This window comes from Methylobacterium fujisawaense, assembly GCF_039619325.1.
Classification (GTDB): domain Bacteria; phylum Pseudomonadota; class Alphaproteobacteria; order Rhizobiales; family Beijerinckiaceae; genus Methylobacterium; species Methylobacterium fujisawaense.
This window is the reverse complement of sequence record NZ_CP155000.1, coordinates 6029932-6055860: the sequence shown is the minus strand read 5'-3', so window position 1 is coordinate 6055860 and position 25929 is coordinate 6029932. Positions and strand designations below refer to the sequence as shown.

Below are 25929 nucleotides of genomic sequence, written 5' to 3'. Positions count from 1 at the left end.
ACAGGCCCTCCGGCGCATATTCGTTTTGCGGACTGCCCTGTGCAGTCCGGCCTAGGTGACCGAGGAAGAGGGCACAGGATGCCGACGATCAACCAGCTGATCGCCCAGCCGCGGAAGATCCAGCGGAGCCGCAACAAGGTTCCGGCGCTCGACGCTTGCCCGCAGAAGCGCGGCGTCTGCACCCGCGTCTACACGACGACCCCGAAGAAGCCGAACTCGGCGCTCCGTAAGGTCGCCAAGGTGCGCCTCACCAACGGCTTCGAGGTGATCGGCTACATCCCGGGTGAGGGTCACAACCTTCAGGAGCACTCCGTGGTGATGATCCGCGGCGGCCGCGTGAAGGATCTTCCGGGCGTGCGCTACCACATCCTGCGCGGCGTGCTCGACACGCAGGGCGTGAAGAACCGCAAGCAGCGCCGGTCGAAGTACGGCGCCAAGCGTCCGAAGTAAGTCGGACGCCCGGATTTTTCCCGGGCGCCGGTCTGCGTTTCCACGGCCTCGCAAGGATGTCGCCGGCCTTACGGCTCAGGCGGCCTGCGCGGGGTGCTTAAGATCTTTTCGTTCGAGAGTTCCAGAAGATGTCCCGTCGTCACTCTGCCGAGAAGCGTGAGATCATCCCGGACCCGAAGTACGGGGACGTGGTGCTGACGAAGTTCATGAACTCCATCATGTACGAGGGCAAGAAGTCGACCGCCGAGCGGATCGTCTACGGTGCCTTCGACATCGTCGAGAACCGCGCCCGCGCCAACCCGATCGAGGTGTTCCGCGCCGCCCTCGACAACGTCGCCCCGATGATCGAGGTCCGCTCCCGCCGCGTCGGCGGCGCGACCTACCAGGTCCCCGTCGAGGTGCGCACCGAGCGTCGCCAGGCCCTCGCCATCCGTTGGCTGATCCAGGCGGCCCGTTCGCGCAACGACCGGACCATGATCGAGCGGCTCTCCGCCGAGCTGCTCGACGCCGCCAACAACCGTGGCAACGCCGTCAAGAAGCGAGAAGACACGCACCGGATGGCGGAAGCCAACCGCGCCTTCTCGCACTACCGCTGGTAAGCGGTTCCGCCGTCTCTCAGGAGCAATTCGATGCCCCGCACGCACGCGATCGAGGACTACCGCAACTTCGGCATCATGGCCCACATTGATGCCGGCAAGACCACGACGACCGAGCGGATCCTCTACTACACCGGAAAGTCCCATAAGATCGGCGAGGTCCATGAGGGCGCCGCCACCATGGACTGGATGGCGCAGGAGCAGGAGCGTGGCATCACGATCACCTCGGCTGCGACGACCTGCTTCTGGCGCGACAAGCGCCTGAACATCATCGACACCCCCGGCCACGTCGACTTCACCATCGAGGTCGAGCGCTCCCTGCGCGTGCTCGACGGCGCCGTGTGCGTGCTCGACGGCAACCAGGGCGTCGAGCCGCAGACCGAGACCGTGTGGCGCCAGGCCGACAAGTACGACGTGCCGCGCGTCGTGTTCGTCAACAAGATGGACAAGATCGGCGCCGACTTCTTCAAGTGCGTTGCCGACATCATCGACCGCGTCGCCGGCAAGCCCGTCTGCCTGCAGCTGCCGATCGGTGCCGAGTCCAGCTTCCAGGGCGTGATCGACCTCATCAAGATGAAGGCGATCGTCTGGACGGGTGAGGCGCTCGGCGCCAACTTCGACGAGACCGAGATCCCGGCCGACCTGAAGGATCAGGCTGTCGAGTACCGCACCAAGCTGGTCGAGGCCTGCGTCGAGCTCGACGATGAGGCGATGTCCGCCTACCTCGACGGCAGCGAGCCGGACGAGGCGACCATGCGCCGCCTAGTGCGCAAGGCCGTGCAGCTGCGCGCCTTCCACCCGGTGCTGTGCGGCTCGGCCTTCAAGAACAAGGGCGTGCAGCCGCTCCTCGACGCCGTCGTGGACTACCTGCCCTCCCCGGCCGATCGCGGCGAGATCAAGGGCATCGACTTCAAGACCGAGGAAGAGACCGTCCGTCACCCGACGGATTCGGATCCCTTCTCCATGCTCGCCTTCAAGATCATGGACGATCCCCACGTCGGCACGATCACCTTCTGCCGCGTGTACTCGGGCAAGGTCGAGACCAGCGCCAACGTGCTCAACTCGTCCCGCGACAAGAAGGAGCGCGTCGGCCGCATGCTCCTGATGCACGCCAACAACCGTGAGGACATCAAGGAGGCCTTCGCGGGCGACATCGTCGCCCTGGCCGGCCTCAAGGATACCCGCACGGGCGACACCCTCTGCGATCCGCAGAAGGCCGTGATCCTCGAGAAGATGGAGTTCCCCGAGCCCGTCATCGAGATCGCCGTCGAGCCGAAGTCGAAGGCCGATCAGGAGAAGCTCGGCATCGCGCTCTCGAAGCTCGCCGCCGAGGATCCGTCCTTCCGCGTGTCCACGGACCAGGAATCCGGCCAGACCATCCTCCGGGGGATGGGCGAGCTCCACCTGGACATCAAGGTCGACATCCTGCGCCGCACCTACAAGGTCGACGCGAATATCGGCCAGCCGCAGGTGGCCTACCGCGAGAAGCTGACCCGTCGTCAGGAGATCGACTACACGCACAAGAAGCAGACCGGCGGTACCGGCCAGTTTGCCCGCGTGAAGTTCGTGGTCGAGCCGAACGAGCCGGGCGCCGGCTTCCAGTTCGAGTCGAAGATCGTCGGCGGCGCGGTGCCGAAGGAGTACATCCCCGGCGTCGAGAAGGGCCTCAACTCGGTCCTGGGCGCGGGCGTCCTCGCCGGCTTCCCGGTGGTCGACGTGAAGGTCGAGCTGATCGACGGCGCCTACCACGACGTCGACTCCTCGGCGCTCGCCTTCGAGATCGCGTCCCGTGCAGCCCTCCGTGAGGCCCTGCAGAAGGGCGGCTCGGTCCTGCTCGAGCCGGTGATGAAGGTCGAGGTCGTCTCGCCGGAAGAGTACACCGGCTCGGTCATCGGCGACCTGAACTCCCGCCGCGGCCAGATCCAGGGTCAGGACATGCGCGGCAACGCCAACGTCATCAACGCGATGGTGCCGCTGGCCAACATGTTCGGCTACGTGAACAACCTGCGCTCCATGTCGCAGGGCCGGGCGAACTTCACCATGCAGTTCGACCACTACGAAGAGGTGCCGCGCGGCGAGGCCGACAAGGTCATCGCCAAGTACGCCTAAGGCTTCGGCCTGAGGCATCTCTTCTTCCGCAACGCGAATTCGAATCTAGGAGGCTCTGATGGGCAAGGAAAAGTTCTCCCGCACCAAGCCGCACTGCAACATCGGCACGATTGGTCACGTTGACCACGGCAAGACGTCGTTGACGGCGGCGATCACGAAGGTTCTGGCGGAGACGGGCGGGGCGACGTTCACGGCCTACGACCAGATCGACAAGGCTCCGGAGGAGAAGGCGCGCGGGATCACGATCTCGACGGCGCACGTGGAGTACGAGACGCAGAACCGTCACTACGCGCACGTGGATTGCCCCGGGCACGCCGACTACGTGAAGAACATGATCACGGGCGCGGCGCAGATGGACGGCGCGATCCTGGTGGTTTCGGCGGCCGACGGCCCGATGCCGCAGACCCGCGAGCACATCCTTCTGGCGCGCCAGGTCGGCGTTCCGGCGCTGGTGGTGTTCCTCAACAAGGTCGACATGGTCGACGACGAGGAGCTCCTGGAGCTGGTCGAGCTGGAGGTGCGCGAGCTCCTGTCGAAGTACGACTTCCCCGGCGACGACATCCCGATCACCAAGGGCTCGGCGCTGATGGCGCTCGAGGACAAGGAGCCGAAGATCGGCAAGGAGGCGGTGCTGGCGCTGATGGCGACGGTGGATGCCTACATCCCGCAGCCGGAGCGTCCGATCGACCTGCCGTTCCTGATGCCGATCGAGGACGTGTTCTCGATCTCGGGCCGCGGCACGGTGGTGACGGGTCGCGTCGAGCGCGGCATCGTCAAGGTCGGCGAGACGGTGGAGATCGTCGGCATCCGCGACACGCAGACCACGACGGTCACGGGCGTGGAGATGTTCCGCAAGCTGCTCGACCAGGGCCAGGCGGGCGACAACGTCGGCGTGCTGCTGCGCGGCACGAAGCGCGAGGACGTGGAGCGCGGCCAGGTCGTGTGCAAGCCGGGTTCGGTGAAGCCGCACGCCAAGTTCAAGGCCGAGGCCTACATCCTGACCAAGGAAGAGGGCGGCCGCCACACGCCGTTCTTCACCAACTACCGGCCGCAGTTCTACTTCCGCACCACCGACGTGACCGGGATCTGCACGCTGCCCGAGGGCACCGAGATGGTGATGCCGGGCGACAACGTGACCATGGACGTGGCGCTGATCGTGCCGGTGGCCATGGAGGAGAAGCTGCGCTTCGCCATCCGCGAGGGCGGCCGCACCGTCGGTGCCGGCGTCGTCGCCGCCATCAACGATTGAGCTCGAGCAAGCATCCTTAGCAGGGCGCGGCGGGGTCAAGGCCCCGCACACCCCGCCGTCCCTCTCAAGGTTCCAGGATCATGAACGGTCAGAACATCCGTATTCGCCTGAAGGCGTTCGATCACCGCATCCTCGATGCGTCGACCAAGGAGATCGTCTCCACGGCCCGGCGCACCGGCGCGACCATCCGGGGTCCGATCCCGCTCCCGACGCATATCGAGAAGTTCACCGTGAACCGCTCGCCGCACATCGACAAGAAGTCGCGCGAGCAGTTCGAGATGCGCACGCACAAGCGTGTGCTCGATATCGTCGATCCGACGCCGCAGACCGTGGACGCGCTGATGAAGCTCGACCTCGCCGCTGGCGTGGACGTGGAGATCAAGCTCTGAGTCCGCTGAGGACTTAGAGCTTACCGTTTCATCGCGCGAGGGAGAGAACCTATGCGCTCAGGCGTCATCGCACAGAAGGTCGGCATGACCCGCGTCTTTACGGACGCGGGGGAGCATGTCCCCGTCACGGTGCTCAAGATCGACCAGTGCCAGGTGGTTGCCCACCGCACCGTCGAGAAGAACGGCTACGTTGCGCTGCAGGTCGGCGTCGGCAAGGCCAAGGTCAAGAACGTCTCGGCCGCCGAGCGGGGCCGCTTCGCGGTCGCGAAGGTCGAGCCGAAGAAGAAGCTCGCCGAGTTCCGCGTGTCCGAGGACGCGCTGATTCCGGTCGGCGCCGAGATCACCGCGGACCATTTCATCCCCGGCCAGTTCGTGGATGTCACCGGCACGACGACCGGTAAGGGCTTCGCCGGCGGTATCAAGCGCTGGAACTTCGGCGGTCTGCGCGCCACCCACGGCGTGTCGATCTCGCACCGCTCGATCGGTTCGACCGGTGGTCGTCAGGATCCCGGCAAGACCTTCAAGAACAAGAAGATGCCGGGTCACCTCGGCGTCGAGCGGGTCACGACCCAGAACCTGCGCGTCGTGCGCACCGATCCCGAGCGTGGCCTCATCCTCGTCGAGGGTGCGGTTCCGGGCGTGGCCGGCGGCTGGATCCAGATCCGCGACGCGGTGAAGCGCAAGCTCCCCGCCGACGTTCCGCTGCCGGGCAAGTTCCGTGAGAACGGCGCGTCCGCCCCGGCTCCCGAGGCCGCTGCGGCTGAGGAGACCGCGTGATGAAGCTCGATATCAAAACCCTCGACGGTGCCGGTGCCGGCTCGGTCGAGCTCAACGAAGAGATCTTCGGGCTCGAGCCGCGCGCCGACCTGCTGCAGCGCATGGTCCGCTGGCAGCTCGCCAAGCGGCGCGCCGGCACCCATGCCGTGCAGAACCGCTCGGACGTGAACCGGACCCGCAAGAAGCTGTACAAGCAGAAGGGCACCGGCAACGCCCGTCACGGCGCGGCTTCGGCGCCGCAGTTCCGCGGCGGCGGCCGGGCCTTCGGCCCTGTGCCGCGTGACCACAGCCACGACCTGCCCAAGAAGGTCCGTGCGCTGGCTCTGCGTCATGCCCTGTCGGCCAAGGCCAAGGCCTCGACCCTGATCGTCGTCGACGACATCAAGATCGAGGATCACAAGACCAAGGGTCTCGTCGAGCGCTTCGGCAAGATGGGCCTCTCGAACGCGCTGATCATCGGCGGGGCCGAGGTCGACGTGAATTTCGGCCGGGCCGCCCGCGCCATCCCGCAGATCGACGTGCTGCCCGTGCAGGGCATCAACGTCTACGACATCCTGCGCCGCGACACGCTCGTCCTGACGAAGGCCGCCGTCGACGCGCTGGAGGAGCGTTTCAAATGAGTGCCGATCCGCGCCACTACGACATCGTCGTCTCCCCGGTCATCACCGAGAAGGCGACGAACCTGACCGAGCAGAACAAGGTCGTGTTCCGGGTCGCCCCCAAGGCGACCAAGCCTCAGATCAAGGAGGCCGTGGAGAAGCTGTTCGACGTCAAGGTCACGGCCGTGAACACCCTTGTCACCAAGGGAAAGAAGAAGATTTTCCGCGGCCTCCGCGGACAGCGCTCCGACGTGAAGAAGGCGATCGTGACCCTGGCCGAGGGCCACACGATCGACGTCACGACCGGGCTCTGAGGACGGGTTTTAGGGATCCAAGCCGATGGCCTTGAAGACATTCAAACCGGTCACGCCGAGCCTGCGCCAGCTCGTGCTCGTCGACCGCCGTGAGCTCTACAAGGGCAAGCCGGTGAAGGCGCTGACGGAGGGCAAGTCGTCCTCCGGCGGCCGGAACAACCTCGGCCGCATCACCGTCCGCTTCCGCGGCGGCGGCCACAAGCGCGTGCTGCGCAACGTCGACTTCAAGCGGCGGGAGCAGCTCGGCGTCTCCGCCACCGTGGAGCGGATCGAGTACGATCCGAACCGCACGGCGTTCATCGCGCTGATCAACTTCCCCGACGGGAAGCAGAGCTACATCCTGGCCCCGCAGCGTCTGCAGCCGGGCGACAAGGTGGTGGCCGGCGAGAGCGTCGACATCAAGCCGGGCAATGCTGCTCCGGTCGGCTCGATGCCGGTGGGCACGATCGTCCACAATGTCGAGCTGAAGATCGGCAAGGGCGGCGCGATCGCCCGCTCGGCCGGCAACTACGCGCAGATCGTGGGCCGCGACCAGGGCTACGTGACCCTGCGCCTGAACTCCGGCGAGCAGCGCCTGGTCCATGGCCAGTGCTTCGCCAGCGTCGGCGCGGTCTCGAACCCGGACCACATGAACATCTCGCTCGGCAAGGCCGGGCGCAACCGTTGGCTCGGCAAGCGCCCGCACAACCGCGGTGTGGCGATGAACCCGGTCGACCATCCGCACGGCGGCGGCGAGGGTCGCACCTCGGGCGGCCGCAACCCGGTCACGCCCTGGGGCGTGCCCACCAAGGGGAAGAAGACCCGGTCCAACAAGCGGACCGACGTGTTCATCCTGTCCAGCCGCCACAACCGCAAGAAGTAATCGCTATGGCACGCTCTCTCTGGAAGGGGCCGTTCGTCGACGGCTACCTCTTCAAGAAGGCCGAGGCGGCGCGGGGCTCCTCGCGTTCCGAGGTCATCAAGATCTGGAGCCGCCGCTCCACGATCCTTCCGCAGTTCGTCGGGCTCACCTTCGGTGTGCACAACGGGCAGAAGCACATCCCGGTCTACGTCACCGAGGAGATGGTCGGTCACAAGTTCGGCGAGTTCTCGCCGACCCGCACCTTCCCGGGCCACGCGGCCGACAAGAAGGCGAAGAGGCGCTGAGATGGGCAAGCAAGCCACCCCCCGCGCGCTCCCCGAGAACGAGGCGAAGGCCGTCGCGCGCATGCTGCGCGTCAGCCCGCAGAAGCTCAACCTCGTGGCGCAGATGATCCGCGGCAAGAAGGTCGACACGGCGCTCGCCGAGCTGCAGTTCTCGCGCAAGCGGATCTCCACCGAGGTCAAAAAGTGCCTCGAGAGCGCCATCGCCAACGCCGAGAACAACCACGACCTGGACGTGGACGACCTCGTCGTCTCCCAGGCCTTCGTGGGCAAGGCGCTGGTTCTCAAGCGTTTCCACGCCCGCGCCCGCGGCCGCGGTGCGCGCATCCTGAAGCCCTTCTCGAACCTCACCATCGTGGTTCGCGAAGTCCGCCAGGCCGAAGCGGCCTGAGGAGGATCTGATGGGCCAGAAAGTCAATCCGATCGGTCTCCGGCTCGGCATCAACCGGACCTGGGACTCCCGCTGGTTCGCCAACAAGGGCGACTATGCGAAGCTCATGCACGAGGACGTCGCGATCCGCGCCGCCCTCATGAAGCAGCTCAAGCAGGCGGCGGTCTCCAAGATCGTCATCGAGCGTCCGCACCGGAAGTGCCGCGTCACCATCCACTCGGGCCGTCCGGGCGTCGTGATCGGCAAGAAGGGCGCGGATATCGAGAAGCTGCGCAAGCTCGTCGGCACGATGACCAAGGCCGACGTGACCATCAACATCGTCGAGGTGCGCAAGCCCGAGATCGACGCCACCCTGGTGGCCGACTCGATCGCCCAGCAGCTCGAGCGCCGCGTCGCCTTCCGGCGCGCCATGAAGCGGGCCGTTCAGTCGGCCATGCGTCTCGGCGCCGAGGGCATCCGGATCAACTGCTCGGGTCGTCTCGGCGGCGCCGAGATCGCCCGCCAGGAATGGTACCGCGAGGGCCGGGTCCCGCTGCACACGCTGCGTGCGGACGTGGATTACGGCACGGCCACGGCGTTCACGACCTACGGCACCTGCGGCATCAAGGTGTGGGTGTTCAAGGGCGAGATCCTTGAGCACGATCCGATGGCTCAGGATAAGAAGGCCCAGGAAGAGGGCGGCCGCTCCGGCGGACGCCGTGAGCGCGATGGCGAGGGCGGCCGCGAGCGCGGACGCCGCGAGCGCGAGCACGCGTAAGGTAGGAAGCCATGCTGCAACCGAAAAAGACCCGCTTCCGCAAGCAGTTCAAGGGCCGCATCCACGGTGCGGCCAAGGGCGGCTTCGAGCTGAACTTCGGCCAGTTCGGCCTGAAGGCGGTGGAGCCCGAGCGCATCACCGCCCGCCAGATCGAGGCGGCCCGCCGCGCGATCACCCGCGAGATGAAGCGCCAGGGCCGCGTCTGGATCCGGGTGTTCCCGGACGTGCCGGTCTCGTCGAAGCCGACCGAGGTCCGCATGGGCTCCGGTAAGGGCGCCCCGGACTATTGGGCGGCCCGGGTCCATCCCGGCCGGATCATGTTCGAGGTCGACGGCGTTGCCGAGAACATCGCCAAGGAGGCGCTCCGCCTCGGCGCCGCGAAGCTTCCGATCCGCACGCGGGTCGTCCAGCGCATCGCCGACTGAACGGAGGATATCGTGAAGTCGACCCAGAGAGTGTCTGATCTCAAGGCCCTGTCGCCGGATCAGCTGAATGACGAGTTGATCAACCTCAAGAAGGAGCAGTTCAACCTGCGCTTCCAGGGGGCCACCGGCCAGCTCGAGAACGTCGCCCGCGTCCGTGAGGTCCGCCGCGACATCGCCCGTGTCCGGACTCTGCAGCGTTCCAAGACGCTGCAGCAGGCCAAGGGCTGAGGCGGGGACTAGGAGACAACCATGCCGAAGCGCATCCTGCAGGGCACCGTCGTCAGCGACAAGGGTGAGAAGACCATCGTGGTCAAGGTGGAGCGCCGCTTCACCCACCCGGTGATGAAGAAGACCGTCCGCCGCTCGAAGAACTACCACGCGCACGACGAGGCGAATGTCGCCAAGGTCGGGCAGACGGTGTTCATCGAGGAGTGCCGTCCCTTCTCGAAGACCAAGACCTGGAAGCTGGTCGAGGGCGACGCCGCCCAGGCCGAGGCCGGCGAGGCCGCCTGATCCTGGGATCCCGGCGGCTGCGGTCTCCGCATCCGCCTGATCCCGGTTCGCGACGCTGCGGGATGGCCCCCGAGACGGGTCCATTCGTGGGTCGCGGCATGACCGGTTCGACGAACGCCCGGACGCAATTCGACTCGCAAGAGCCGGATTTGTGCCGGGCTTCGTCGTTTCGGCATCCTGTGATCTGAATGCGTGTGCAGGCGCCGACGTGAAGCGCGGACGTCTCTGCCGGGACGGCCGCTCGGCGCGGTCACTTTGCATCCGGGACGGGGGCTTGCCTGTTCGGTGGTGCCCCAACTCTGCGTCGAGGGTCTCTGAGGCCGCGGCCGAGACCGGACGCCCGCTTCTTTCTATTCCGCTATCAGATCGGTGCCTCGGGCCCAAAACAAAACCCCATGGCGATCCTGCGATCGCCATGGGGTTCGGTCTTCAGGGATCGGGCGCCGGACTTGGTCCACCGCCCGGTCTTCGGATCAGGCTTCGCCCTCGTCGAGATCGTCGGCGGTCGGGGTCGCGTTCTCCAGGATCTTCTCGGCGACCAAGCCGGAATTCTGCCGGATGGAGCCCTCGATCTCGGCGGCGATCTTCGGGTTGTCGCGCAGGAAGCCCTTCGCGTTCTCGCGGCCCTGGCCGAGGCGCTGGCTGTTATACGAGAACCAGGCGCCTGACTTCTCGACGATGCCGGCCTTCACGCCGAGGTCGATCAGCTCACCGACCTTCGACACGCCCTCGCCGAACATGATGTCGAACTCGACCTGCTTGAACGGCGGCGCGACCTTGTTCTTCACCACTTTGACGCGAACCTGGTTGCCGATCGCCTCGTCGCGATCCTTCAGGGTCGAGATGCGGCGGATGTCGAGGCGCACCGAGGCGTAGAACTTCAGGGCGTTGCCGCCCGTGGTGGTCTCGGGGCTGCCGTACATCACGCCGATCTTCATCCGGATCTGGTTGATGAAGATGACCATGCAGTTCGAGCGCGAGATCGAGCCGGTCAGCTTGCGCAGGGCCTGGCTCATCAGACGGGCTTGAAGGCCCGGCTGGCTCTCGCCCATCTCGCCCTCGATCTCGGCGCGCGGGGTCAGCGCGGCCACCGAGTCGACCACCAGCACGTCGATGGCGCCGGAGCGCACCAGCGTGTCGGTGATCTCCAGGGCCTGCTCGCCCGTATCGGGCTGCGAGATCAGCAGGTCGTCGAGGTTGACGCCGAGCTTGCGGGCATAGACCGGATCGAGGGCGTGCTCGGCATCCACGAAGGCGCAGACGCCGCCCTTCTTCTGGGCCTCCGCGATAGTGTGGAGCGCCAGCGTCGTCTTGCCGGACGATTCGGGGCCATAGATCTCGATCACCCGGCCGCGCGGGAGGCCGCCGACGCCGAGGGCGATGTCGAGGCCCAACGATCCGGTCGAGACGGTCTCGACCTCCTGAACCTTGTCGTTCTTGCCGAGCCGCATGATCGAGCCCTTGCCGAAGGCGCGCTCGATCTGAGCCAGGGCGGCGTCAATGGCCTTGGACTTGTCTTTGTCCACGGGGGGCATGTCGACCACTTTCAATGCGGGCTGGGCCATCTGGCGGGCTCCTTATGAAGGGGTTGGACGCAGTTCACAACGCGCGTCGCCACCGCCTTCATGTACCTGTTTTGTTCTCATTCGACAAGGGCGGTACCGTGGGTTGTGCATAGCCTGCCGGCGCCATCGATGCGGTTCAGGGCGAACCGCGGACTCCGGCGCGCCGATCCGTCGGGGCATGCCCGGGATCCGGTGCCGCATTCCGTTCAGGGTCTGAACACGGTGGGCGGCACCGGATGCCGGATTTCGCAGGGAAGGGCCGGGACGCTGCCATCGACGCCGCCATCGACGCCGTTCAATCGGCCATCGTCTTCTTCACGGTCTCGACGAGCTGCTTCAGACTGAAGGGCTTCGGCAGGAAGTTGAAGGTCTCCCCCTCCGGCAGGTTCTTGCGGAAGGCGTCCTCGGCGTAGCCGGAGACGAAGATCACCTTCAGGTCGGGCTGATGCTTGCGCACCTCTCGCAGCAGGGTAGGGCCGTCCATCTCGGGCATGACGACGTCGGAGACGACGAGGTCGATCGGCTGGGTGCCCTCGCGGACGATCGCCAGGGCCTCGAGGCCGGAGGCCGCCTCCAGGACCGTGTAGCCGCGGGCCGAGAGGGCGCGGCTGTTGACCGCCCGGACGGGATCTTCGTCCTCCACGAGCAGGATGGTGCCCTGCCCCGTATGATCCGCGGCGGGCTTGCGCGGCGCCGGCTTGTCGGCCGTGGCCGGAGCCGGTGCACTTCGCGGCGCGCCGGCATCGCCCGGCTCGGCAGCCGGCCGCGGCGACCCGGAGACCGGCGCGAGCGGCTCCGCGCGCGGGAGCGCCGGCACCGCAGCCGGGGCCGGAACCTCCTCCGGTTCGGCCACGGGCACATGCCGCGGCAGGTAGATGCGGAAGGCGGTCCCCTCCCCGATCGTCGACTGCACGTCGATGGTGCCGCCCGATTGCTTGACGATGCCGAACACCGTCGACAGGCCGAGTCCGGTGCCCTTGCCGATCTCCTTGGTGGTGAAGAACGGCTCGAAGATCTTCTCCATCAGCTCGGGGGGGATGCCCTGGCCGGTGTCGCGCACCTCGATCAGCACGTGGTCGCCGGCCGGCGCCCCGCCGCGTCCCTCCGCATCGGAGGCCGCCCCCGGATCCAAGACGTTCTCCGTCCGGATCATCAGCTTGCCGCCCTCCGGCATGGCGTCGCGGGCGTTGACCGCGAGATTGACGATCACCTGCTCGAACTGGTTGACGTCGGCCTTCACGGGCCAGACCTCGCGGCCGTGCTTCAGCTCCAGGGCGACCCGCTCGCCGAGCAGGCGCTTGAGCAGGAGGGTGAGTTCGGAGAGCGCCTCCCCGACATTCATCACCTCCGGACGCAGGGTCTGCCGTCGGGAGAACGCCAGGAGCTGGCGGACGAGGCCTGCCGCCCGGTTGGCGTTCTGCTTGATCTGCATGATGTCCTGGAAGGCCGGGTCGGTCGGCCGATGGCTCGCCAGCAGCAGGTCCGAATACCCGATGATCGCCTGCAGCACGTTGTTGAAGTCGTGCGCGATGCCGCCCGCGAGCTGGCCGACCGCGTTCATCTTCTGGGCCTGGGCGACCTGCTGCTCCAGTTGCCGCTGCGCCGTCGTGTCGAGGGCGTACAGGATCACCCGCTCGGCCTCGTCGGTCTGCTGCCCCGGATCGCCGCCGTCGGCGGGGCTGAGCCAGACCCGGGCCGAGCGGCCGCCGGGCCCGGTCAGCTGGACCTCGATGGGTTCCGGATCGGTCCGACCGCTCGCCGCCCGGGCGAGCCCGGCCTCCAGGGCGGTCCGGTCGGCCACGGAATCGGCGACGTTCGGCTCGACCCGTGTCGCGCCGTCACCGTCGAAGGCGCCGTCATCGGCCTGGCGCGGCACCGTGCCGAACAGCCGGGTGAACGAGGCGTTGGCCCGGGCGATGCAGCCGGTCCGGTCGAGGGTCGCGATCGCGATCGGCGAGTTGTTGAGGAAGCGGGCGAGGCGCACCTCGGCGGCGCGCTGCGGCTCGTCGGTCTCGGCCCCGGCGGAGCGGTTGATCACGAAGGTCCGCGACGAGCCGGGCTTGCCGTCCTTGCCGAAGGCGACCCGGTGGTAGAGCCGCACCGGCAGGGTGTGGCCGTTGCGGCGGCGCAGGTCGAGGTCGAAGCGGTCGGTGCGGACCTCGCCGGGCAGGCCGGCGGTGCGCACGAGAACATCCGCCTCCGGGGCGATCTCGGTGAGATGCGGCCCGCCGGGGCCGACGCTGGCGAGATCGTAGCCCAGCCAGGCGGCGAGCGTCGCGTTCATGTAGACGATGGCGCCGGCCGGATCGATCGACAGGAAGCCCGCCGGGGCGTGGTCGAGGTAGTCGATGGCGTGCTGGAGTTCCTGGAAGACGTTCTCCTGCCGCTCGCGCTCGGCGGTGATGTCGGCCACCGTCCAGAGCGAGGCCGCCCGGCGCGGACGCGCAAGGGGCCGCACCGAGACGCGGTACCACCCGAAGCCGCGCTCGCCGACCGTCGGCCCGAGGGGCGGCGACATCCGGACTTCCTCGGTATGGGCCCTGGCATCGCGCGAGGCCTGCGACAGGCGGTAGACCGCCTCGGAGACCTCCGGAGAGCCGACGAGGATGCGCTCCACCGGCACGAGGTTCGAGAACGTGTCGCCGCTGGCGATCCGCAGATAGGCCTCGTTGGCGTAGATCAGCCGGCCCCCCTCCTCGACGACCAGCTTGCCGTCCGGGGAGGCGTCGACGATCCCCTTGGTGATGTCGTCCCGGGCCGCGCTGCCGCTGAGCTGGAGCGCCCCGATGGCGAGGGCGAACAGGAAGAACACGCCCGCCATGGCCAGCAGGGCCAGCAGCCAGACGATCAGCGACTGGGCCTGCTCGTTGGCCACGAAGGACAGGCCGATGGCGGCGCCGACCAGCAGCCCGGCGAGCACGAGGAGCAGGCCGACCCGGCCCGGCTGCTCCGACCGGTCGATCGAGCCGGTGCCCAGCAGGGCGGACGCCTGCGAGACCGGAGGCCCCGAATTCTGCGGGCCCGCGGCAGGCGCCGGAGGTCCAGTGACGTCGGCCATCGGCTTCATTCCAGAACAGTCACCCGGTTGGTCAGCCGGCCATATCAGGACATGCGGGGCGCGGCACCACTCTCGTCGCGACAAGCCTTGATACAGCCTCGCGAAAAAAGGTGGAGGAAGCGTGGCTTTCCGTCGGCTCCGGCCCGCGGCATCGCGCGGTTGCTAGGCCGCCCGCCTCCGCAGGCGCAGCACGAACCCGATGACCTCCGCCACCGCGCGGTAGTGCTCGGCCGGGATCTCCCCGTCGATCTCTACAGTGGCGTGGAGCGCCCGGGCGAGAGGCGGATTCTCGATCACCGCGACGCCGTGCTCGGCCGCCACCGCGCGGATGCGCAGGGCCAGGGCGTCGACGCCTTTGGCGACGCAGATCGGCGCCGCCATGCCGGTCTCGTAGCGCAGCGCCACCGCGTAGTGGGTCGGGTTCGTCACCACCACGGTGGCGGTCGGCACCGCGGCCATCATGCGCTTCTTCACGCGGGCCATCCGCAACTGCCTCAGGCGGCCCTTGACCTCCGGGTTGCCCTCGGACTCCTTCATCTCCTGCTTGAGCTCTTCCTTCGACATCCGGTGACGCTTGCGCCAGCGGAACCGCGCGTAGAGGGCATCACCCAGGGTGATCGCGAGATGCATGCACAGCATGCCGGCGAGCAGCTTCAGGCTGAGGGTCAGGATCGCCGGCAGGGAGGCGGCCGGGTCCAGGCGGGCGAACACCTCCAGCCGGTCGCGGTCGTTCCACAGCAGCACCGCGCCGACGACGCCAACGGCGCCGATCTTGGCCAAGCCCTTGCCGAACTGGAACAGGGCCTCGACGCCGAGGAGCCGCTTCACGCCCGCCATCGGCGACAGGCGCGAGAATTTCGGCATCAGCGTCTCGGTGGAGAAGACCAGCGGGTGCTGCAGGAGTCCCGCGGCCAGTCCGGCCACGACGGCCAGGCCCACCGGCACGGCCACCGCCTGGAGCCACAGCCACAGGCCGCGCGTCATGGCCGCCTTCATCGCCGTGGCGTCGTCCGGCAGGGCATGGGCGTTGGCGAGGTAGGCCTTGAGGCCGTGCAGGAGGTTCGTGGCGATGCTCGGGGCCGCGACCAGCAGGGTCAGGGTGAACGCCCCCAGCATCGCGAAGGTGTTGATCTCGGTGCTGGTCGCGACGTCGCCACGCTCGATGGCCTGATCGAGCCGCCGTTGGGACGGCTCCTCGGTCTTGTCCTCGTCGTCGGTATCGTCGGCCATCTCGCTTCGCTTTCAGCGCGGACGGGTGATCGGGGCGCGGGTGGTCCGGCCGCTCAGCGGCCGACGTAATCCCCGAGATACCGGCCCAGATCGTCCAGGAAGACGCCCATCATGACGCCGAGGCAGCCCATCAGCAGCAGCATGCCGATCAGCACCGAGGCCGGGACCGCCAGGAAGAACACCTGCAATTGCGGCATCAGCCGCGAGAGCACCCCGAGACCCAGGTTGAACAGGATCCCGAAGGCGATGAACGGACCGGAGATCTGCACCGCCAGGGTGAAGCCCCGGGCGAGCGCCTTCGTGGCCAGCATCAGCGCGTCCGAGAAGGACGGCACGCCGTCGGGGGGCAGAACCTCGTAGCTGCGGGCCACGCCCTCGATGGCGAGATGATGCAGATCCGCGGCGAAGATCAGCGTGATCCCGAGCAGCGACAGGAAGTTGCCGATCGCCACCTGCTGGCCGCCCTGGTTCGGATCCACCGTCATGGCGTAGGACAGGCCGACCTGTGCCGCGATGATCACACCGGCGGTCTGAAGGGCGGCGAGGATCATGCGCACCGTCAGGCCGAGCACCAGCCCGATGATCGTCTCCCCGAACAGGAGCCCGATCAGCCGCGGGCCGGCCACGCCCTCGGTCCCGCCCAGCAGCGGACGCACGGTCGGGAACAGCACCAGTGCGGTGAGCAGCGCGAAGGCGAGGCGCAGGCGCGGCGGCACCGTCTGCTCCCCGATCCCCGGCATCAGCATGATCAGCGTGCCGATGCGCGCGAAGGTGATCAGGTAGGCCGAGGCGATGCCGGGCAGGAGCAGGTTCATCGCGGCCTCTATGGCACGCGTGGGCCGCGCCTGTCCCGGCCGGGGCGGGCATCAGCCGCCGGCCGCGATGCGGGCGGCGATGCGGGTCATGTAGCCGGCCATGGCATCGCCGATGAAGGGCAGCATCAGCAGGAGCGCGGCGAACACCGCCACGATCTTGGGCACGTAGATCAGCGTCTGTTCCTGGATCTGGGTCAGGGCCTGGACCAGGGAGACCGCGAGCCCGACCGCCAGGGCGACCAGCATCAGGGGCCCGGCCACCTTGAGGAACACGAAGATGCCGTCGCGGGCGACGTCGAGGATGGCGAGGCCGGTCATGGGGATGCGATCTGTACGGAGGGCGCGGGCGGCGGAATCGGCGAGGGACCGGGCCGCCGTTCAGATCTGCATGCGCATGATCTCCTCGTAGGCGGAGATCATGCGGTCGCGCACCGCCACCATGGTCTGCAGGGCGGTCTCGCTCTCGGCCACCGCGGTGACCACGTCCACGACATTGGCCTTGCCGGCGGCGGCCGAGACGGCCTGCGTGTCGGCCCGCCGGCCGGCATCGCCGACGCTGTCCAGGGTCTGCCCGAGGAGCTGCATGAAGTCGCTGCCGGTCCCGGTCGTCGCCTGGACCCGGGGCGCGGGCCGGCCGCCGGCGAGGCCCTGAACGGCCGCGTAGGCACCCGCCGCGAAGTTGCTCGAAGCCATCGCCATGCGTCCTTGCTATGCGTCCTGCAGGCTCACTTCAGGATGCCGAGGGTCTGTGCCAGCATCTTGCGGGTGGCGCTGATCATGTTGAGGTTCGCCTCGTAGGAGCGCTGGGCCTCGCGCAGGTCCATGTTCTCGATCTGCGCATTGACGTTGGGCATCTGCACCACGCCCTGGGCGTCGGCTGCGGGATTGCCCGGCTCGTACTTCGTCCGGAAGGCCGACGGGTCGCGCCTGACGCGCCCGGCCTCGACGAGCCGGGCGCCGGTCTCGTCGTCGAGATGGCTGGTGAAGGTCGGGATCTTGCGCCGGTAGGGCTGCGCCCCGGCGGAGGCCGGCGCGGAATCGGCGTTGGCGATGTTCTCGGCGATGATGCGCATCCGGCCGGACTGGGCCTTGAGGCCCGCCGCCGCCACCGCCAGTGACTTGGTGAATTCCATGGCTCAGGCCCCTCCTGCTGCCGTGACCGTGCGGCCGTCGGCGCTCCCCCCTCGGTCGTCGCGCATCAACTCTTGCCGATCGCGATCTTCAGGGTGGTCAGGCTGTGCTGATAGAGCGAGGCGGCGAGTTGGTAGTCCGACTGGTTCTCGCCGGCCTTCATCATCTCGTCCTCGAGGTTGACGCCGTTGCCGCTCGGGCGGACCTCGAAGCCCTTGGCGCGCTTTGAATCGGCCCCGACCGTCTGACCGGCGGGCGCCATGTGGCCCGGGCTCGTCAGCGTCAAACCGGTCGCGGTGGCGGCCAGCGTACCGGTCGCCCGGTCGAAGCGCGGCTCCACGAGGTCGCGGGGCTTGAACCCCGGCATGTCGGCATTGGCCACGTTCTCGGCGATCACGCCCTGGCGCGCCTGCGCCCATTGCATCCGCGTGCGCAGCATGCTCAGCACGGGCAGATCGGTGAGAGCCAAGGTCGCCTCCGGGATGGCGTGGCCGCGCCGGAACGAGCGGGCTCGGCAAAATCTGCCGTGCGCATGGTTAACGGTGCGTTAAGCCCGCGATCGGGGACGGTCGGTCTGCGGATCGGCCGCGGGATCGCGGCAGCCTTTGCGGCGGACGAAGGACCGTCCGGCCTCGGATCCGCTGACCCGGCGGCTTATCCCCGACCTACTGTCTTGATCGCGCTCAATTAAAAGGTCTGTTAACGAACTCTTAACGTCGTTTGCCCTGCCGCCCCCCCGGCGTGGTATGGACAAGTCCGTGCCGGCGCGCACCCGCGGCGGTCGGAACCTGCGAGTGCGTAACCTTGCGATGGCTACAATCCGTGTTCGGCTCTGACGGCTCCCCTATCATCCAGTACATCGTGATCTTCGCCGTCATCTTCACGGCGCTCGCGGCCATCGTGTTCACGGTGCGTCGGCTCACCGGCCGGAGCCTGGCGCTGCCGGGGCGTTCCGGAGGCCGTGGGCGCCAGCCGCGGCTGGGGATCGTCGACGTGTACGAACTCGACCGCGCCCGGCAGCTGATCCTGCTGCGCCGGGACAATGTCGAGCACCTGCTGCTCGTGGGCGGCCCCAACGACGTCGTGGTCGAGCGCAACATCCAGCGCGGCCAGCGGCCGTTGCCCGAAGCGTCCATCCGGCCGGAGCCGGCCTCCGAGCCGCTGGACGAGCCGCTCCCGGATCCCCTCGTCCAGGGCGGTCGCCTGCCCGAACCGCCCCGGGTCCTGCCCGAATCCGGCGGGCGCCGCGCGGAACCGCTGTTCGATCCGGGCTTCGAGATGCCGGTGGTCGTGCCGCCGCCGGTCCCGCGCTCCGCCGCCGCCCCGCCCATCACGCTGCCCCTCGATGCGGCGTTGCTCGGCGGCGACGAGCCCGGTCAGGATGTTTCCGCCCCCCTGACGGCCGCCCCGCCCCCGCCCTCACCCGATCTGCTGGTACCGCCGCCGGTGGAACTGCCCGCGCCGCCGGCGCGCGAGCCGACGACGCCGCGGCGGATCCTCAGCCGGACCGCGCCGCCGCTGGTCGAGCCGCGGCCCGGTCCAGCCTCCGAGCGCAAACCCGACGGGTCCGCGGTCGAGGCGGAGCCCGCCCGTCCGGCGCCGAGCCTCGCGGTCCCGTCCGAGCGCAAGTCCGTCGATCCGGGGGTCCTGTCCGACATGGCGCGGCAGCTCCAGGCCGCCCTGTCTCGGTCGTCTTCGGCCGTGACGCCGCCGCCGCCCGTGCCATCGCCCGCCGTGCCGGAGGGCGTCGATCCGCTCGCCGCCGCGATGGCGAGCGCGCCGCTCGATCCGGTGTCGCCTTCGGTATCGCCGCCGGTGCCGCCGCCGGTTGTTCCGCAGGAGGCCCCACCGCCCCCGGCGCCGGTCCCGCCCAAACCCGTGCTGCCGCCGGCGATGCCCAAGGCCGCCCCCGTCCCGCCGCCGCCTTCTTCCGCGCCGCCCGAAGCGAAGTCCGCCGGCAATCCGTTCTCCGTGGAGGAGATCGAGGCCGAGTTCGCGCGCCTCCTGGGTCGTCCCCTCGACAAAAGGAGCTGAACGTACCCGTTTCGGCCGAGCCGTCACGCGGCCGGGGTCGCAGGTCGCAGGTCGCAGGCCGACGTAACGATCCGTCGGTCTCGGCGCTGCCCGGCACGGTTCCGACCGAACTTTCCCAGCCGGTTTTCGAGGGCGGCAGACGCGGCGATTGACGTTTGGTTAACCGTCTTCCCGGACGCTCGGCCTCCGAGGAGATCGCAATGCTCGCGCTGGATGCTGAAACGGCTCACCGGAGCCGCGCGTACCGGACATTCAGGCTCGACCGGGCCGGGCGCGTCCGCGCGGCCGAGATCCTGTCCGCCGAGGACGACACGCAGGCGCGCCGCCGCGCCCGGGCGATGGTTCAGCGCGACCCGATCGAGCTGTGGGAGCGGACCCGGTTTCTCGGGCGCTTCGAGCCGGTCGTGCAGGGGGGCGTCGATCGTCAGGCGCCCTGAGGCCGGCCTCGGCCGGACCGCGCGGCGCAGCCTCCGCGGCGGCGTGACCGGTCAGCGATCGGCGGTTTCCGGCATCGCGAGGACGGCCAGGAAGCTGAGGATCGCGGCGCCCGACAGATAGAACCCGACGAATCCGATCCCGCCATAGGCCGCGAGTTCCTGCGCGATGTAGGGTGCGCCCGAGGCGCCCAGGATCCCCGCGAGATTGTAGGTGACCGAGGCGCCGGTGTAGCGCACCCGCGTCGGGAACAGTTCGGGCAGCACGGCGCCCATCGGCCCGAACACCCAGCCCATCGTCAGGAGGCTGAGGCAGAGAAAGCCCAGGACGGGCGGCCACGTGCCGCTGCCGGCGGCGTGGCCCAGCATCGGCCCCATGAGGAAGCCCAGCAGGAACGTCACGGCCATGCCGGAGAGCAGCACCGGCCTGCGTCCGAAGCGGTCGGCCGCGGCACCCGACACCACGGTGCCGAGTGCCATGAAGCAGACCGCGATGCACTCGAACAGCAGGAAGGTCGGCCGGCTGTACCCGAGGGTGCCGGTGCCGAAGCCGAGGGCGAATACGGTGGAGAGGTAGAACACCGCGTAGACCGCCACCATCGCGAAGGTGCCGACCAGGACGGCGCGCCCATGCTGGGTCAGCATGGTGGCGAAGGGTACGCGCTCCGGCCGCGCCTCGCTGAGCGCCGCCTTGAAGGCCGGCGTCTCGGTCAGCTTCAGACGGACGTAGAGCCCCACTCCGACCAGGACGGCCGAGGCCAGGAACGGCAGACGCCAGCCCCAGGCCTGGAAGCTTTCGGGGGACAGGCCGAAGCTGAGGGCGAGGAAGCCGAGATTGGCCAGGATGAAGCCGACCGGCGCGCCGAGCTGCGGAAAGATGCCGTACCACGCGCGCCGGCCCGGCGGCGCGTTCTCGACCGCCAGCAGGGCGGCGCCGCCCCACTCGCCGCCGAACCCGATGCCCTGGCCGCAGCGCAGGACGCAGAGCGCCGCCGGCGCCCACCAGCCCGCGACCGCATAGGTCGGCAGGCAGCCGATCAGGACCGTGGAGAGGCCCATGATCAACAGGGAGGCCACCAGGGTCGCCTTGCGGCCGACGCGGTCGCCGAAATGCCCGAACAGGGCCGCGCCCACCGGCCGCGCGAGGAACGCGATCGCGAAGGTCGCGAAGGCGCTGAGCTGCTGCACGCCCGGGGCGCCGGCGGGGAAGAAGACTGGCCCGATCACGAGGGCGGTGGCGGTGGCGTAGATGTAGAAGTCGAAGAACTCGATGGCGGTGCCGACGAAACTCGCGGCGAGAATCCGGCCGGCGCTCGGCGTGGCGTGCGTCGAGCCCGCGGTGTCGATGGTCTGCAACATGATCGGGATGGGAGAGGAGGAATCCGGGTCGGTTGCGGCGCTTTCGCACGGGGCGGCGCGAGCGGATACCCCGGTTTCGGCATGGGCACCCGACATGGGCGCGGAGGTCGCTGTGCGGCGCACCAGCGGCGGCCTTGCGTTCCCCGGTCCCGTTCGCCAAGCTGAACGGCCATATTCCGCGACGGCTGCCGGCCGCGGCGCCGTCCACATCACTTGAGTATTGCGATGAGAGTCACTGTCGAGCGCGCGGCCCTACTCAGGTCGCTCGGCCACGTGCACCGGGTCGTCGAGCGCCGCAACACGATCCCGATCCTGTCGAACGTGCTCCTGCGGGCGGAAGGCTCGGGGCTCCAGCTGCGGGCGACGGATCTCGACATCGAGGTGACCGAGAGCGTGCCGGCCGACGTGGCGGATGCCGGCGCCACCACGGTGCCGGCGCACGTGATCTACGACATCGTGCGCAAGCTCCCCGACGGCGCGCAGGTCTCCCTGGAGACCGGCGGCGAGTCCGGCCAGATGACGATCCGGTCCGGACGCTCGCGCTTCGCCCTCGGCGCCCTGCCGGAGGGCGACTTCCCGGATCTCGCCGCCGGCGAGATGCCGCACGGCTTCGAGATCGCCGCCGCCGACCTGAAGCGGCTGATCGAGAAGACCCAGTTCGCGATCTCCACCGAGGAGACCCGCTACTACCTCAACGGCATCTACCTGCACACGCTGGAGACCGAGGGCGGACCCGTGATGCGGGCCGTGGCCACCGACGGCCACCGGCTCGCCCGCGTCGAGATCCCGGCCCCGCAGGGCAGTGTCGGCATGCCGGGCGTGATCGTGCCCCGCAAGGCGGTCGCCGAGATCCAGAAGCTCCTCGACGACGGCGGCGAGACCGTCGCGGTCGACCTGTCGCCCGCCAAGATCCGCCTGCGCTTCGCGGGTGGCCTGACCCTCATCTCCAAGCTGATCGACGGCACCTTCCCGGATTACCAGCGGGTGATCCCGGCCAACAACGACAAGCGGCTGACCGTGGAGCGCGACGCCTTCGCCAAGGCGGTGGACCGGGTCTCGACGATCTCGTCGGAGCGCGGGCGCGCGGTGAAGCTCGGGCTCGCCGAGGGGCGCCTCGCGCTCTCGGTGAACAACCCGGATTCGGGCAGCGCCACCGAGGAGCTCGATGTCGACTACGAGGCCGCCAACCTCGATATCGGCTTCAACGCCCGCTACCTGCTCGACATCACCGCGCAGCTCGAGGGCGACACCGCCCTGTTCAAGCTCGCCGACCCGGGCTCCCCGACCCTGATCCAGGATCGCGAGGGCGCGCCGGCGCTGTACGTGCTGATGCCGATGCGGGTGTGAGTCTGCCGAGGCACAGCCTGGTCCTGCCCTCGTCCTGAGGTGCCGGAGCGTAGCGGAGGCCTCGCAGGAGGTCTCCAGATGGCGACACGGGTTCTGGAGCACTCCTTCGAGGACCGCCGACGCGGGCACCTCGGGATGCGGTAGTTGGATGGGATGTCAGACAAGAAGGGACGGTTGAGCGCGGTGCGGCTCGACCTCCGGGTTCCCCGATGAGCGATGTCCTCGATCCGCGGGTCGAGCCCAACGGGTCGGATCTGCGCGTCACACGCCTGATCGCCCGTGATTTCCGCAACCACGCCGATCTCGAGCTCACCCCCGGGGCGCGGTTCGTGGCGCTGGTCGGGGAGAACGGCGCGGGCAAGACCAACCTGCTCGAGGCGATCTCGCTGTTCGTGCCGGGAAGGGGCCTGCGCCGGGCGGAATTCGCCGCGATGGCGCGCAACGGCGGTCCGGGGGGCTTCGCCGTGTCCCTCACCCTCGATCGAGAGGGCTCCGAGCACCGACTCGGCACGGGGCTGGAGCCGCCGGGCCCCGACGGGCGGACGAGCCGGCTCTGCCGGATCGACGGCGCCACCGCCGCCTCGCCGGTGGCGTTCAGCGAGTTCCTGCGGGTGGTCTGGCTGACCCCCGACCTCGACGGGCTGTTCCGCGGCGCGGCCGGGGACCGGCGGCGGTTCCTCGACCGTCTCGTGCTGGCCGTCGATGCCGCGCACGGCGCCCGGGTCTCCGCGATGGAGCGGGCCCTGCGCTCGCGCAACCGCCTGCTGGACGAGCGCCCCGACGACGACCGCTGGCTCGACGCGGTGGAGCGGGAGGTCGCCGAGCTGGGCGTCGCCGTGGCCCTTGCCCGGCGCGAGACCGCCGAGCGCCTCGACCGGCTGATCGCCGAGACCCGGGACGACGCGCAGCCCTTCCCCTGGGCCTCCATCCGGCTCGAAGGCGATCTGGACGATCTCGTCGCGGTCTGGCCGGCCATCGAGGCGGAGGACCGCTACCGCCTCGCCCTGCGCAACGGTCGCCACCGGGACCGGGCCGCCGGGCGCACGCTGATCGGGCCGCAGAGCAGCGACCTCGTGGTCCGCCACGGTCCCAAGGACGTGCCCGCGGGCACGGCGTCCACGGGGGAGCAGAAGGCGCTCCTGATCGGGCTCGTCCTCGCCCATGCGCGGCTCGTGCGCGCCATGAGCGGCATCGCCCCGCTGATCCTCCTCGACGAGGTGGCGGCCCATCTCGATCCCCGCCGCCGGGCCGGCCTGTTCGAGGCCCTGGAGGCACTCCCGGGGCAGGTCTGGATGACCGGTGCCGACCCGGACGCCTTCGCCCAGGCCGGCGCACGGACCGAGGTGTTGCGGATCGGGGCCTGAGGCGGTCTCAGGCCGCCCGCACCGTGCTCAGGAAGCGGGCGACCTCCGCCCCGAGATGCTCGGACTGGCGCGACAGCTCGCCCGCCGCGCCCAGCACCTGGGCGGCGGCCGCGCCGGTTTCCTCGGAGGCTCTGGCGACGCCGGTGATGTTGCTGGTCACCTCGTCGGTTCCGGCCGCGGCCTGGGAGACGTTGCGGACGATCTCCTGCGTCGCCGCACCCTGCTCCTCGACGGCCGCCGCGATGGTGGTGGCCACCCCGTCGATCTCGCGGATGCGGCTGGCGATCGTCTCGATGGCCGTGACCGCCTGGCCGGTGACGCCCTGGATCTGTCCGATCTGCTGGCTGATCTCCTCGGTGGCCCGTGCGGTCTGAGCGGCGAGTTCCTTGACCTCGGCGGCGACCACCGCAAAGCCGCGGCCGGCATCCCCCGCGCGGGCCGCCTCGATCGTCGCGTTGAGCGCGAGCAGGTTGGTCTGCCCGGCGATGGTCGAGATCAGCCCGACCATGTCGCCGATGCGGGCCGAGGCTTGGCTCAACGCCTGGACGAGATGCTGCGTCTGATCGGCCTCCCCCACCGCCGACTGGGCGAGCTGGGCCGAGCCGGAAACCTGCCGGCCGATCTCCTGCACCGACGAGCCCAGTTCCTCCGCGGCGGCCGCCACGGTCTGGACATTGGCGGAAGCTTCCTCGGCGGCGGCGGCCACGGTGGTGGACTGGCTGGCCGTCTCGGTGGCGCTGGCCGTCATGGTCTGGGCGGTGGCCTGGAGTTCGGTGGCCGAGGACGAGACCATGCCGACGATGCTGCCGACTGCCCGCTCGAACCCGTCCGCCAACTCCAGCATGGTGCGCCGGCGCTCGGCGGCCGCGGCCGCGTCGGCCAGCCGCTTGACCTCGGCCTCCTCGGCGGCCTTGCGGGCGACCATGGCCTTGATGCCCTCCACCGCCTTGCCGACGGCGCCGACCTCGTCCTGGCGCGCCGCCTCCTTGATCTCGGCATCGATCTCGCCCCGCGCCATGCGCTGCAGGACCTGCACCAGGCGATCGAGCGGGCGAGTGATGCCGACCGTCGCGACGAACACGGCTGCGATCAGTCCGGCGAGCAGCCCGAGGGCGCTGACGGTCATCAGCGCGCGGCGGGTGTCGTTGGTCTGGTCGGTCAGGTCGTCCGAGCCCTTCGCCATGTAAGCGCTGATGTCTTCGGCGAGCCTGTTGCCGTCCGCGAGCATGCCGGAGAAGACCGGGTCGATCGCCGAGTGGACCAGCGCGATGGCTTGGTCGTTCTGGTTGGAGGTGCCGAGCCGGCGAACCTCGCTGACGTCCCGGATGTAGCGCTCCATGCGTGCCGCCTGCTCGTCGATGCGCGCCGCGAAGCTCTGTGCGTGCGACCGGAAGAGCGGCAGCAGGGCCTTCACCTCAGGCAGGACGGCTTCGAAGCCCTTGTTGGCATTCTCCATCTGGGACGGCTCGGTCTCCGCTATGACCCGGTACACGTAGTAATTGAGCTCAATCATCAGGCGGTTGAGCCGGCGCGCCTCGGCGACGGCGGCCGCCTCGTTGACGATGAAGTGGCTGTACCCGTCGTCGATCTTGGTCATCTGTGACTGTGCATACCAGATGCATCCGCCGACGATCGTGACGATCAGGGTAATGACGGCCAGCAGTTTCGGCAGAACCTTGATGTTGGACAGGCGTAACATGGCGGTCGTGCACCCGATCGGACTGGTTGGTCTGTGAAATAATCGATCTCGGAGCATTTGTAAGCATCATAAGTAAAAAATCTATTAATGCGATGATGTTATCAAGATACAAACATCGGCAGATTTGAGTTTGAAACTTACAGGTGGCGATGTTGTCGAATATCACTAATCTTTTCTCGAA

Annotated in this window: 29 protein-coding genes; 19 read left to right on the top strand and 10 right to left on the bottom strand. The window is 68.8% G+C overall.

Going from position 1 to position 25929, the window contains the following annotated elements; genetic code table 11:
- Nucleotides 1-78 precede the first annotated feature (78 nt).
- The 15 genes from rpsL to rpsQ all read left to right on the top strand — a co-directional run bounded on the left by rpsL (nucleotide 79) and on the right by rpsQ (nucleotide 9712).
- Entirely contained in the window at nucleotides 79-450 is a 372-nt protein-coding gene (gene rpsL, locus ABC766_RS28760) for a 30S ribosomal protein S12 (protein WP_007557568.1), read from the top strand.
- Nucleotides 451-578: 128 nt separating this feature from the next.
- Nucleotides 579-1049 (top strand): 30S ribosomal protein S7, encoded by a 471-nt coding sequence (gene rpsG / locus ABC766_RS28755; protein ID WP_007557567.1) that lies wholly within the window; start codon nucleotides 579-581, stop codon nucleotides 1047-1049.
- A 30-nt stretch (nucleotides 1050-1079) separates the two neighbouring features.
- Nucleotides 1080-3155 carry an elongation factor G gene (gene fusA, locus ABC766_RS28750; RefSeq protein ID WP_043348274.1) on the top strand — a complete coding sequence of 692 codons (2076 nt, stop codon included), beginning with the start codon at nucleotides 1080-1082 and terminating at the stop codon, nucleotides 3153-3155.
- 58 nt (nucleotides 3156-3213) lie between these two features.
- A complete protein-coding gene (tuf, locus tag ABC766_RS28745; RefSeq protein WP_345819341.1) occupies nucleotides 3214-4404 on the top strand; it encodes an elongation factor Tu in 1191 nt (396 codons plus the stop codon).
- A gap of 80 nt (nucleotides 4405-4484) precedes the next feature.
- A complete protein-coding gene (rpsJ, locus tag ABC766_RS28740) occupies nucleotides 4485-4793 on the top strand; it encodes a 30S ribosomal protein S10 (RefSeq protein WP_043351245.1) in 309 nt (102 codons plus the stop codon).
- A gap of 51 nt (nucleotides 4794-4844) precedes the next feature.
- The gene (gene rplC / locus ABC766_RS28735; RefSeq protein ID WP_043351246.1) at nucleotides 4845-5570 is read left to right on the top strand and encodes a 50S ribosomal protein L3; all 726 of its coding nucleotides are present in this window, start codon (nucleotides 4845-4847) and stop codon (nucleotides 5568-5570) included.
- Nucleotides 5570-6190 (top strand): 50S ribosomal protein L4, encoded by a 621-nt coding sequence (gene rplD, locus ABC766_RS28730; RefSeq protein WP_043351248.1) that lies wholly within the window; start codon nucleotides 5570-5572, stop codon nucleotides 6188-6190. Before rplC ends, rplD begins: the two co-directional genes overlap by 1 nt.
- Nucleotides 6187-6483: a 50S ribosomal protein L23 gene (locus ABC766_RS28725; protein ID WP_012319188.1), complete on the top strand. Its 297-nt coding sequence runs from the start codon at nucleotides 6187-6189 to the stop codon at nucleotides 6481-6483. Before rplD ends, ABC766_RS28725 begins: the two co-directional genes overlap by 4 nt.
- Before the next feature lie 25 nt (nucleotides 6484-6508).
- On the top strand, nucleotides 6509-7345 hold the full coding sequence (gene rplB / locus ABC766_RS28720; protein WP_244007018.1) for a 50S ribosomal protein L2: 837 nt from the start codon (nucleotides 6509-6511) through the stop codon (nucleotides 7343-7345).
- A 5-nt stretch (nucleotides 7346-7350) separates the two neighbouring features.
- The gene (rpsS, locus tag ABC766_RS28715; protein WP_012319190.1) at nucleotides 7351-7629 is read left to right on the top strand and encodes a 30S ribosomal protein S19; all 279 of its coding nucleotides are present in this window, start codon (nucleotides 7351-7353) and stop codon (nucleotides 7627-7629) included.
- A gap of 1 nt (nucleotide 7630) precedes the next feature.
- Complete coding sequence (gene rplV, locus ABC766_RS28710; RefSeq protein WP_012319191.1) at nucleotides 7631-8017, top strand: 50S ribosomal protein L22; 387 nt, start codon at nucleotides 7631-7633, stop codon at nucleotides 8015-8017.
- A 10-nt stretch (nucleotides 8018-8027) separates the two neighbouring features.
- Complete coding sequence (gene rpsC, locus ABC766_RS28705; protein WP_012319192.1) at nucleotides 8028-8774, top strand: 30S ribosomal protein S3; 747 nt, start codon at nucleotides 8028-8030, stop codon at nucleotides 8772-8774.
- A gap of 11 nt (nucleotides 8775-8785) precedes the next feature.
- Nucleotides 8786-9199 (top strand): 50S ribosomal protein L16, encoded by a 414-nt coding sequence (gene rplP / locus ABC766_RS28700; protein WP_043384884.1) that lies wholly within the window; start codon nucleotides 8786-8788, stop codon nucleotides 9197-9199.
- Between the two features lie 12 nt (nucleotides 9200-9211).
- Nucleotides 9212-9427, top strand: a complete 216-nt coding sequence (gene rpmC / locus ABC766_RS28695) for a 50S ribosomal protein L29 (protein WP_091719333.1) — start codon at nucleotides 9212-9214, stop codon at nucleotides 9425-9427.
- Nucleotides 9428-9448: 21 nt separating this feature from the next.
- Nucleotides 9449-9712, top strand: a complete 264-nt coding sequence (gene rpsQ / locus ABC766_RS28690) for a 30S ribosomal protein S17 (RefSeq protein ID WP_043346666.1) — start codon at nucleotides 9449-9451, stop codon at nucleotides 9710-9712.
- A 473-nt stretch (nucleotides 9713-10185) separates the two neighbouring features.
- On the opposite strand, the gene recA is transcribed toward rpsQ, so the two are convergent.
- From recA to flgB, 8 genes are all read right to left on the bottom strand, one after another.
- The gene (gene recA, locus ABC766_RS28685) at nucleotides 10186-11247 is read right to left on the bottom strand and encodes a recombinase RecA (RefSeq protein WP_391526775.1); all 1062 of its coding nucleotides are present in this window, start codon (nucleotides 11245-11247) and stop codon (nucleotides 10186-10188) included.
- A 325-nt stretch (nucleotides 11248-11572) separates the two neighbouring features.
- Nucleotides 11573-14335 (bottom strand): cell cycle histidine kinase CckA, encoded by a 2763-nt coding sequence (cckA, locus tag ABC766_RS28680; RefSeq protein WP_078947320.1) that lies wholly within the window; start codon nucleotides 14333-14335, stop codon nucleotides 11573-11575.
- Nucleotides 14336-14497: 162 nt separating this feature from the next.
- Nucleotides 14498-15565 (bottom strand): flagellar biosynthesis protein FlhB, encoded by a 1068-nt coding sequence (gene flhB, locus ABC766_RS28675; RefSeq protein ID WP_043384892.1) that lies wholly within the window; start codon nucleotides 15563-15565, stop codon nucleotides 14498-14500.
- Nucleotides 15566-15618: 53 nt separating this feature from the next.
- A complete protein-coding gene (gene fliR, locus ABC766_RS28670) occupies nucleotides 15619-16380 on the bottom strand; it encodes a flagellar biosynthetic protein FliR (protein WP_043351488.1) in 762 nt (253 codons plus the stop codon).
- 51 nt (nucleotides 16381-16431) lie between these two features.
- On the bottom strand, nucleotides 16432-16698 hold the full coding sequence (gene fliQ, locus ABC766_RS28665) for a flagellar biosynthesis protein FliQ (protein WP_043351489.1): 267 nt from the start codon (nucleotides 16696-16698) through the stop codon (nucleotides 16432-16434).
- Between the two features lie 60 nt (nucleotides 16699-16758).
- Complete coding sequence (gene fliE / locus ABC766_RS28660; RefSeq protein ID WP_342144243.1) at nucleotides 16759-17073, bottom strand: flagellar hook-basal body complex protein FliE; 315 nt, start codon at nucleotides 17071-17073, stop codon at nucleotides 16759-16761.
- 32 nt (nucleotides 17074-17105) lie between these two features.
- The gene (gene flgC / locus ABC766_RS28655) at nucleotides 17106-17513 is read right to left on the bottom strand and encodes a flagellar basal body rod protein FlgC (RefSeq protein WP_043351491.1); all 408 of its coding nucleotides are present in this window, start codon (nucleotides 17511-17513) and stop codon (nucleotides 17106-17108) included.
- Nucleotides 17514-17578: 65 nt separating this feature from the next.
- Entirely contained in the window at nucleotides 17579-17980 is a 402-nt protein-coding gene (gene flgB / locus ABC766_RS28650) for a flagellar basal body rod protein FlgB (RefSeq protein WP_043351493.1), read from the bottom strand.
- A gap of 353 nt (nucleotides 17981-18333) precedes the next feature.
- Here flgB and ABC766_RS28645 point away from each other — a divergent pair, with 353 nt between their 5' ends.
- Together ABC766_RS28645 and ABC766_RS28640 are read left to right on the top strand one after the other, a co-directional pair.
- Nucleotides 18334-19545 carry a hypothetical protein gene (locus tag ABC766_RS28645; RefSeq protein ID WP_345820052.1) on the top strand — a complete coding sequence of 404 codons (1212 nt, stop codon included), beginning with the start codon at nucleotides 18334-18336 and terminating at the stop codon, nucleotides 19543-19545.
- A gap of 200 nt (nucleotides 19546-19745) precedes the next feature.
- A complete protein-coding gene (locus tag ABC766_RS28640; protein WP_043351494.1) occupies nucleotides 19746-19982 on the top strand; it encodes a hypothetical protein in 237 nt (78 codons plus the stop codon).
- Between the two features lie 51 nt (nucleotides 19983-20033).
- On the opposite strand, the gene ABC766_RS28635 is transcribed toward ABC766_RS28640, so the two are convergent.
- Nucleotides 20034-21338, bottom strand: coding sequence for an MFS transporter (locus ABC766_RS28635; protein ID WP_345820051.1), 1305 nt, complete (start codon nucleotides 21336-21338; stop codon nucleotides 20034-20036).
- Nucleotides 21339-21563: 225 nt separating this feature from the next.
- Here ABC766_RS28635 and dnaN point away from each other — a divergent pair, with 225 nt between their 5' ends.
- Nucleotides 21564-22685, top strand: a complete 1122-nt coding sequence (gene dnaN / locus ABC766_RS28630; RefSeq protein WP_043384901.1) for a DNA polymerase III subunit beta — start codon at nucleotides 21564-21566, stop codon at nucleotides 22683-22685.
- Between the two features lie 209 nt (nucleotides 22686-22894).
- On the top strand, nucleotides 22895-24049 hold the full coding sequence (recF, locus tag ABC766_RS28625; protein ID WP_051045120.1) for a DNA replication/repair protein RecF: 1155 nt from the start codon (nucleotides 22895-22897) through the stop codon (nucleotides 24047-24049).
- A gap of 7 nt (nucleotides 24050-24056) precedes the next feature.
- On the opposite strand, the gene ABC766_RS28620 is transcribed toward recF, so the two are convergent.
- Nucleotides 24057-25748: a methyl-accepting chemotaxis protein gene (locus ABC766_RS28620; RefSeq protein WP_287090731.1), complete on the bottom strand. Its 1692-nt coding sequence runs from the start codon at nucleotides 25746-25748 to the stop codon at nucleotides 24057-24059.
- Nucleotides 25749-25929: the final 181 nt, after the last annotated feature.

What these genes read in the sequence shown, in the direction of transcription:
- rpsG (WP_007557567.1), top strand. Translation starts at nt 579, where the DNA reads ATGTCCCGTCGTCACTCTGCCGAGAAGCGTGAGATCATCCCGGACCCG.
- rplP (WP_043384884.1), top strand. Translation starts at nt 8,786, where the DNA reads ATGCTGCAACCGAAAAAGACCCGCTTCCGCAAGCAGTTCAAGGGCCGC.
- dnaN (WP_043384901.1), top strand. Translation starts at nt 21,564, where the DNA reads ATGAGAGTCACTGTCGAGCGCGCGGCCCTACTCAGGTCGCTCGGCCAC.
- fliR (WP_043351488.1), bottom strand. Translation starts at nt 16,380, where the DNA reads ATGAACCTGCTCCTGCCCGGCATCGCCTCGGCCTACCTGATCACCTTC.
- cckA (WP_078947320.1), bottom strand. Translation starts at nt 14,335, where the DNA reads ATGGCCGACGTCACTGGACCTCCGGCGCCTGCCGCGGGCCCGCAGAAT.
- recF (WP_051045120.1), top strand. Translation starts at nt 22,895, where the DNA reads ATGAGCGATGTCCTCGATCCGCGGGTCGAGCCCAACGGGTCGGATCTG.
- fusA (WP_043348274.1), top strand. Translation starts at nt 1,080, where the DNA reads ATGCCCCGCACGCACGCGATCGAGGACTACCGCAACTTCGGCATCATG.
- ABC766_RS28635 (WP_345820051.1), bottom strand. Translation starts at nt 21,338, where the DNA reads ATGTTGCAGACCATCGACACCGCGGGCTCGACGCACGCCACGCCGAGC.
- fliE (WP_342144243.1), bottom strand. Translation starts at nt 17,073, where the DNA reads ATGGCTTCGAGCAACTTCGCGGCGGGTGCCTACGCGGCCGTTCAGGGC.
- fliQ (WP_043351489.1), bottom strand. Translation starts at nt 16,698, where the DNA reads ATGACCGGCCTCGCCATCCTCGACGTCGCCCGCGACGGCATCTTCGTG.
- rpsQ (WP_043346666.1), top strand. Translation starts at nt 9,449, where the DNA reads ATGCCGAAGCGCATCCTGCAGGGCACCGTCGTCAGCGACAAGGGTGAG.
- flhB (WP_043384892.1), bottom strand. Translation starts at nt 15,565, where the DNA reads ATGGCCGACGATACCGACGACGAGGACAAGACCGAGGAGCCGTCCCAA.
- ABC766_RS28620 (WP_287090731.1), bottom strand. Translation starts at nt 25,748, where the DNA reads ATGTTACGCCTGTCCAACATCAAGGTTCTGCCGAAACTGCTGGCCGTC.
- rpsL (WP_007557568.1), top strand. Translation starts at nt 79, where the DNA reads ATGCCGACGATCAACCAGCTGATCGCCCAGCCGCGGAAGATCCAGCGG.
- ABC766_RS28640 (WP_043351494.1), top strand. Translation starts at nt 19,746, where the DNA reads ATGCTCGCGCTGGATGCTGAAACGGCTCACCGGAGCCGCGCGTACCGG.
- rplD (WP_043351248.1), top strand. Translation starts at nt 5,570, where the DNA reads ATGAAGCTCGATATCAAAACCCTCGACGGTGCCGGTGCCGGCTCGGTC.
- rpsJ (WP_043351245.1), top strand. Translation starts at nt 4,485, where the DNA reads ATGAACGGTCAGAACATCCGTATTCGCCTGAAGGCGTTCGATCACCGC.
- recA (WP_391526775.1), bottom strand. Translation starts at nt 11,247, where the DNA reads ATGCCCCCCGTGGACAAAGACAAGTCCAAGGCCATTGACGCCGCCCTG.
- flgC (WP_043351491.1), bottom strand. Translation starts at nt 17,513, where the DNA reads ATGGAATTCACCAAGTCACTGGCGGTGGCGGCGGCGGGCCTCAAGGCC.
- rplC (WP_043351246.1), top strand. Translation starts at nt 4,845, where the DNA reads ATGCGCTCAGGCGTCATCGCACAGAAGGTCGGCATGACCCGCGTCTTT.
- rpsS (WP_012319190.1), top strand. Translation starts at nt 7,351, where the DNA reads ATGGCACGCTCTCTCTGGAAGGGGCCGTTCGTCGACGGCTACCTCTTC.
- rplB (WP_244007018.1), top strand. Translation starts at nt 6,509, where the DNA reads ATGGCCTTGAAGACATTCAAACCGGTCACGCCGAGCCTGCGCCAGCTC.
- tuf (WP_345819341.1), top strand. Translation starts at nt 3,214, where the DNA reads ATGGGCAAGGAAAAGTTCTCCCGCACCAAGCCGCACTGCAACATCGGC.
- rpsC (WP_012319192.1), top strand. Translation starts at nt 8,028, where the DNA reads ATGGGCCAGAAAGTCAATCCGATCGGTCTCCGGCTCGGCATCAACCGG.
- rplV (WP_012319191.1), top strand. Translation starts at nt 7,631, where the DNA reads ATGGGCAAGCAAGCCACCCCCCGCGCGCTCCCCGAGAACGAGGCGAAG.
- ABC766_RS28725 (WP_012319188.1), top strand. Translation starts at nt 6,187, where the DNA reads ATGAGTGCCGATCCGCGCCACTACGACATCGTCGTCTCCCCGGTCATC.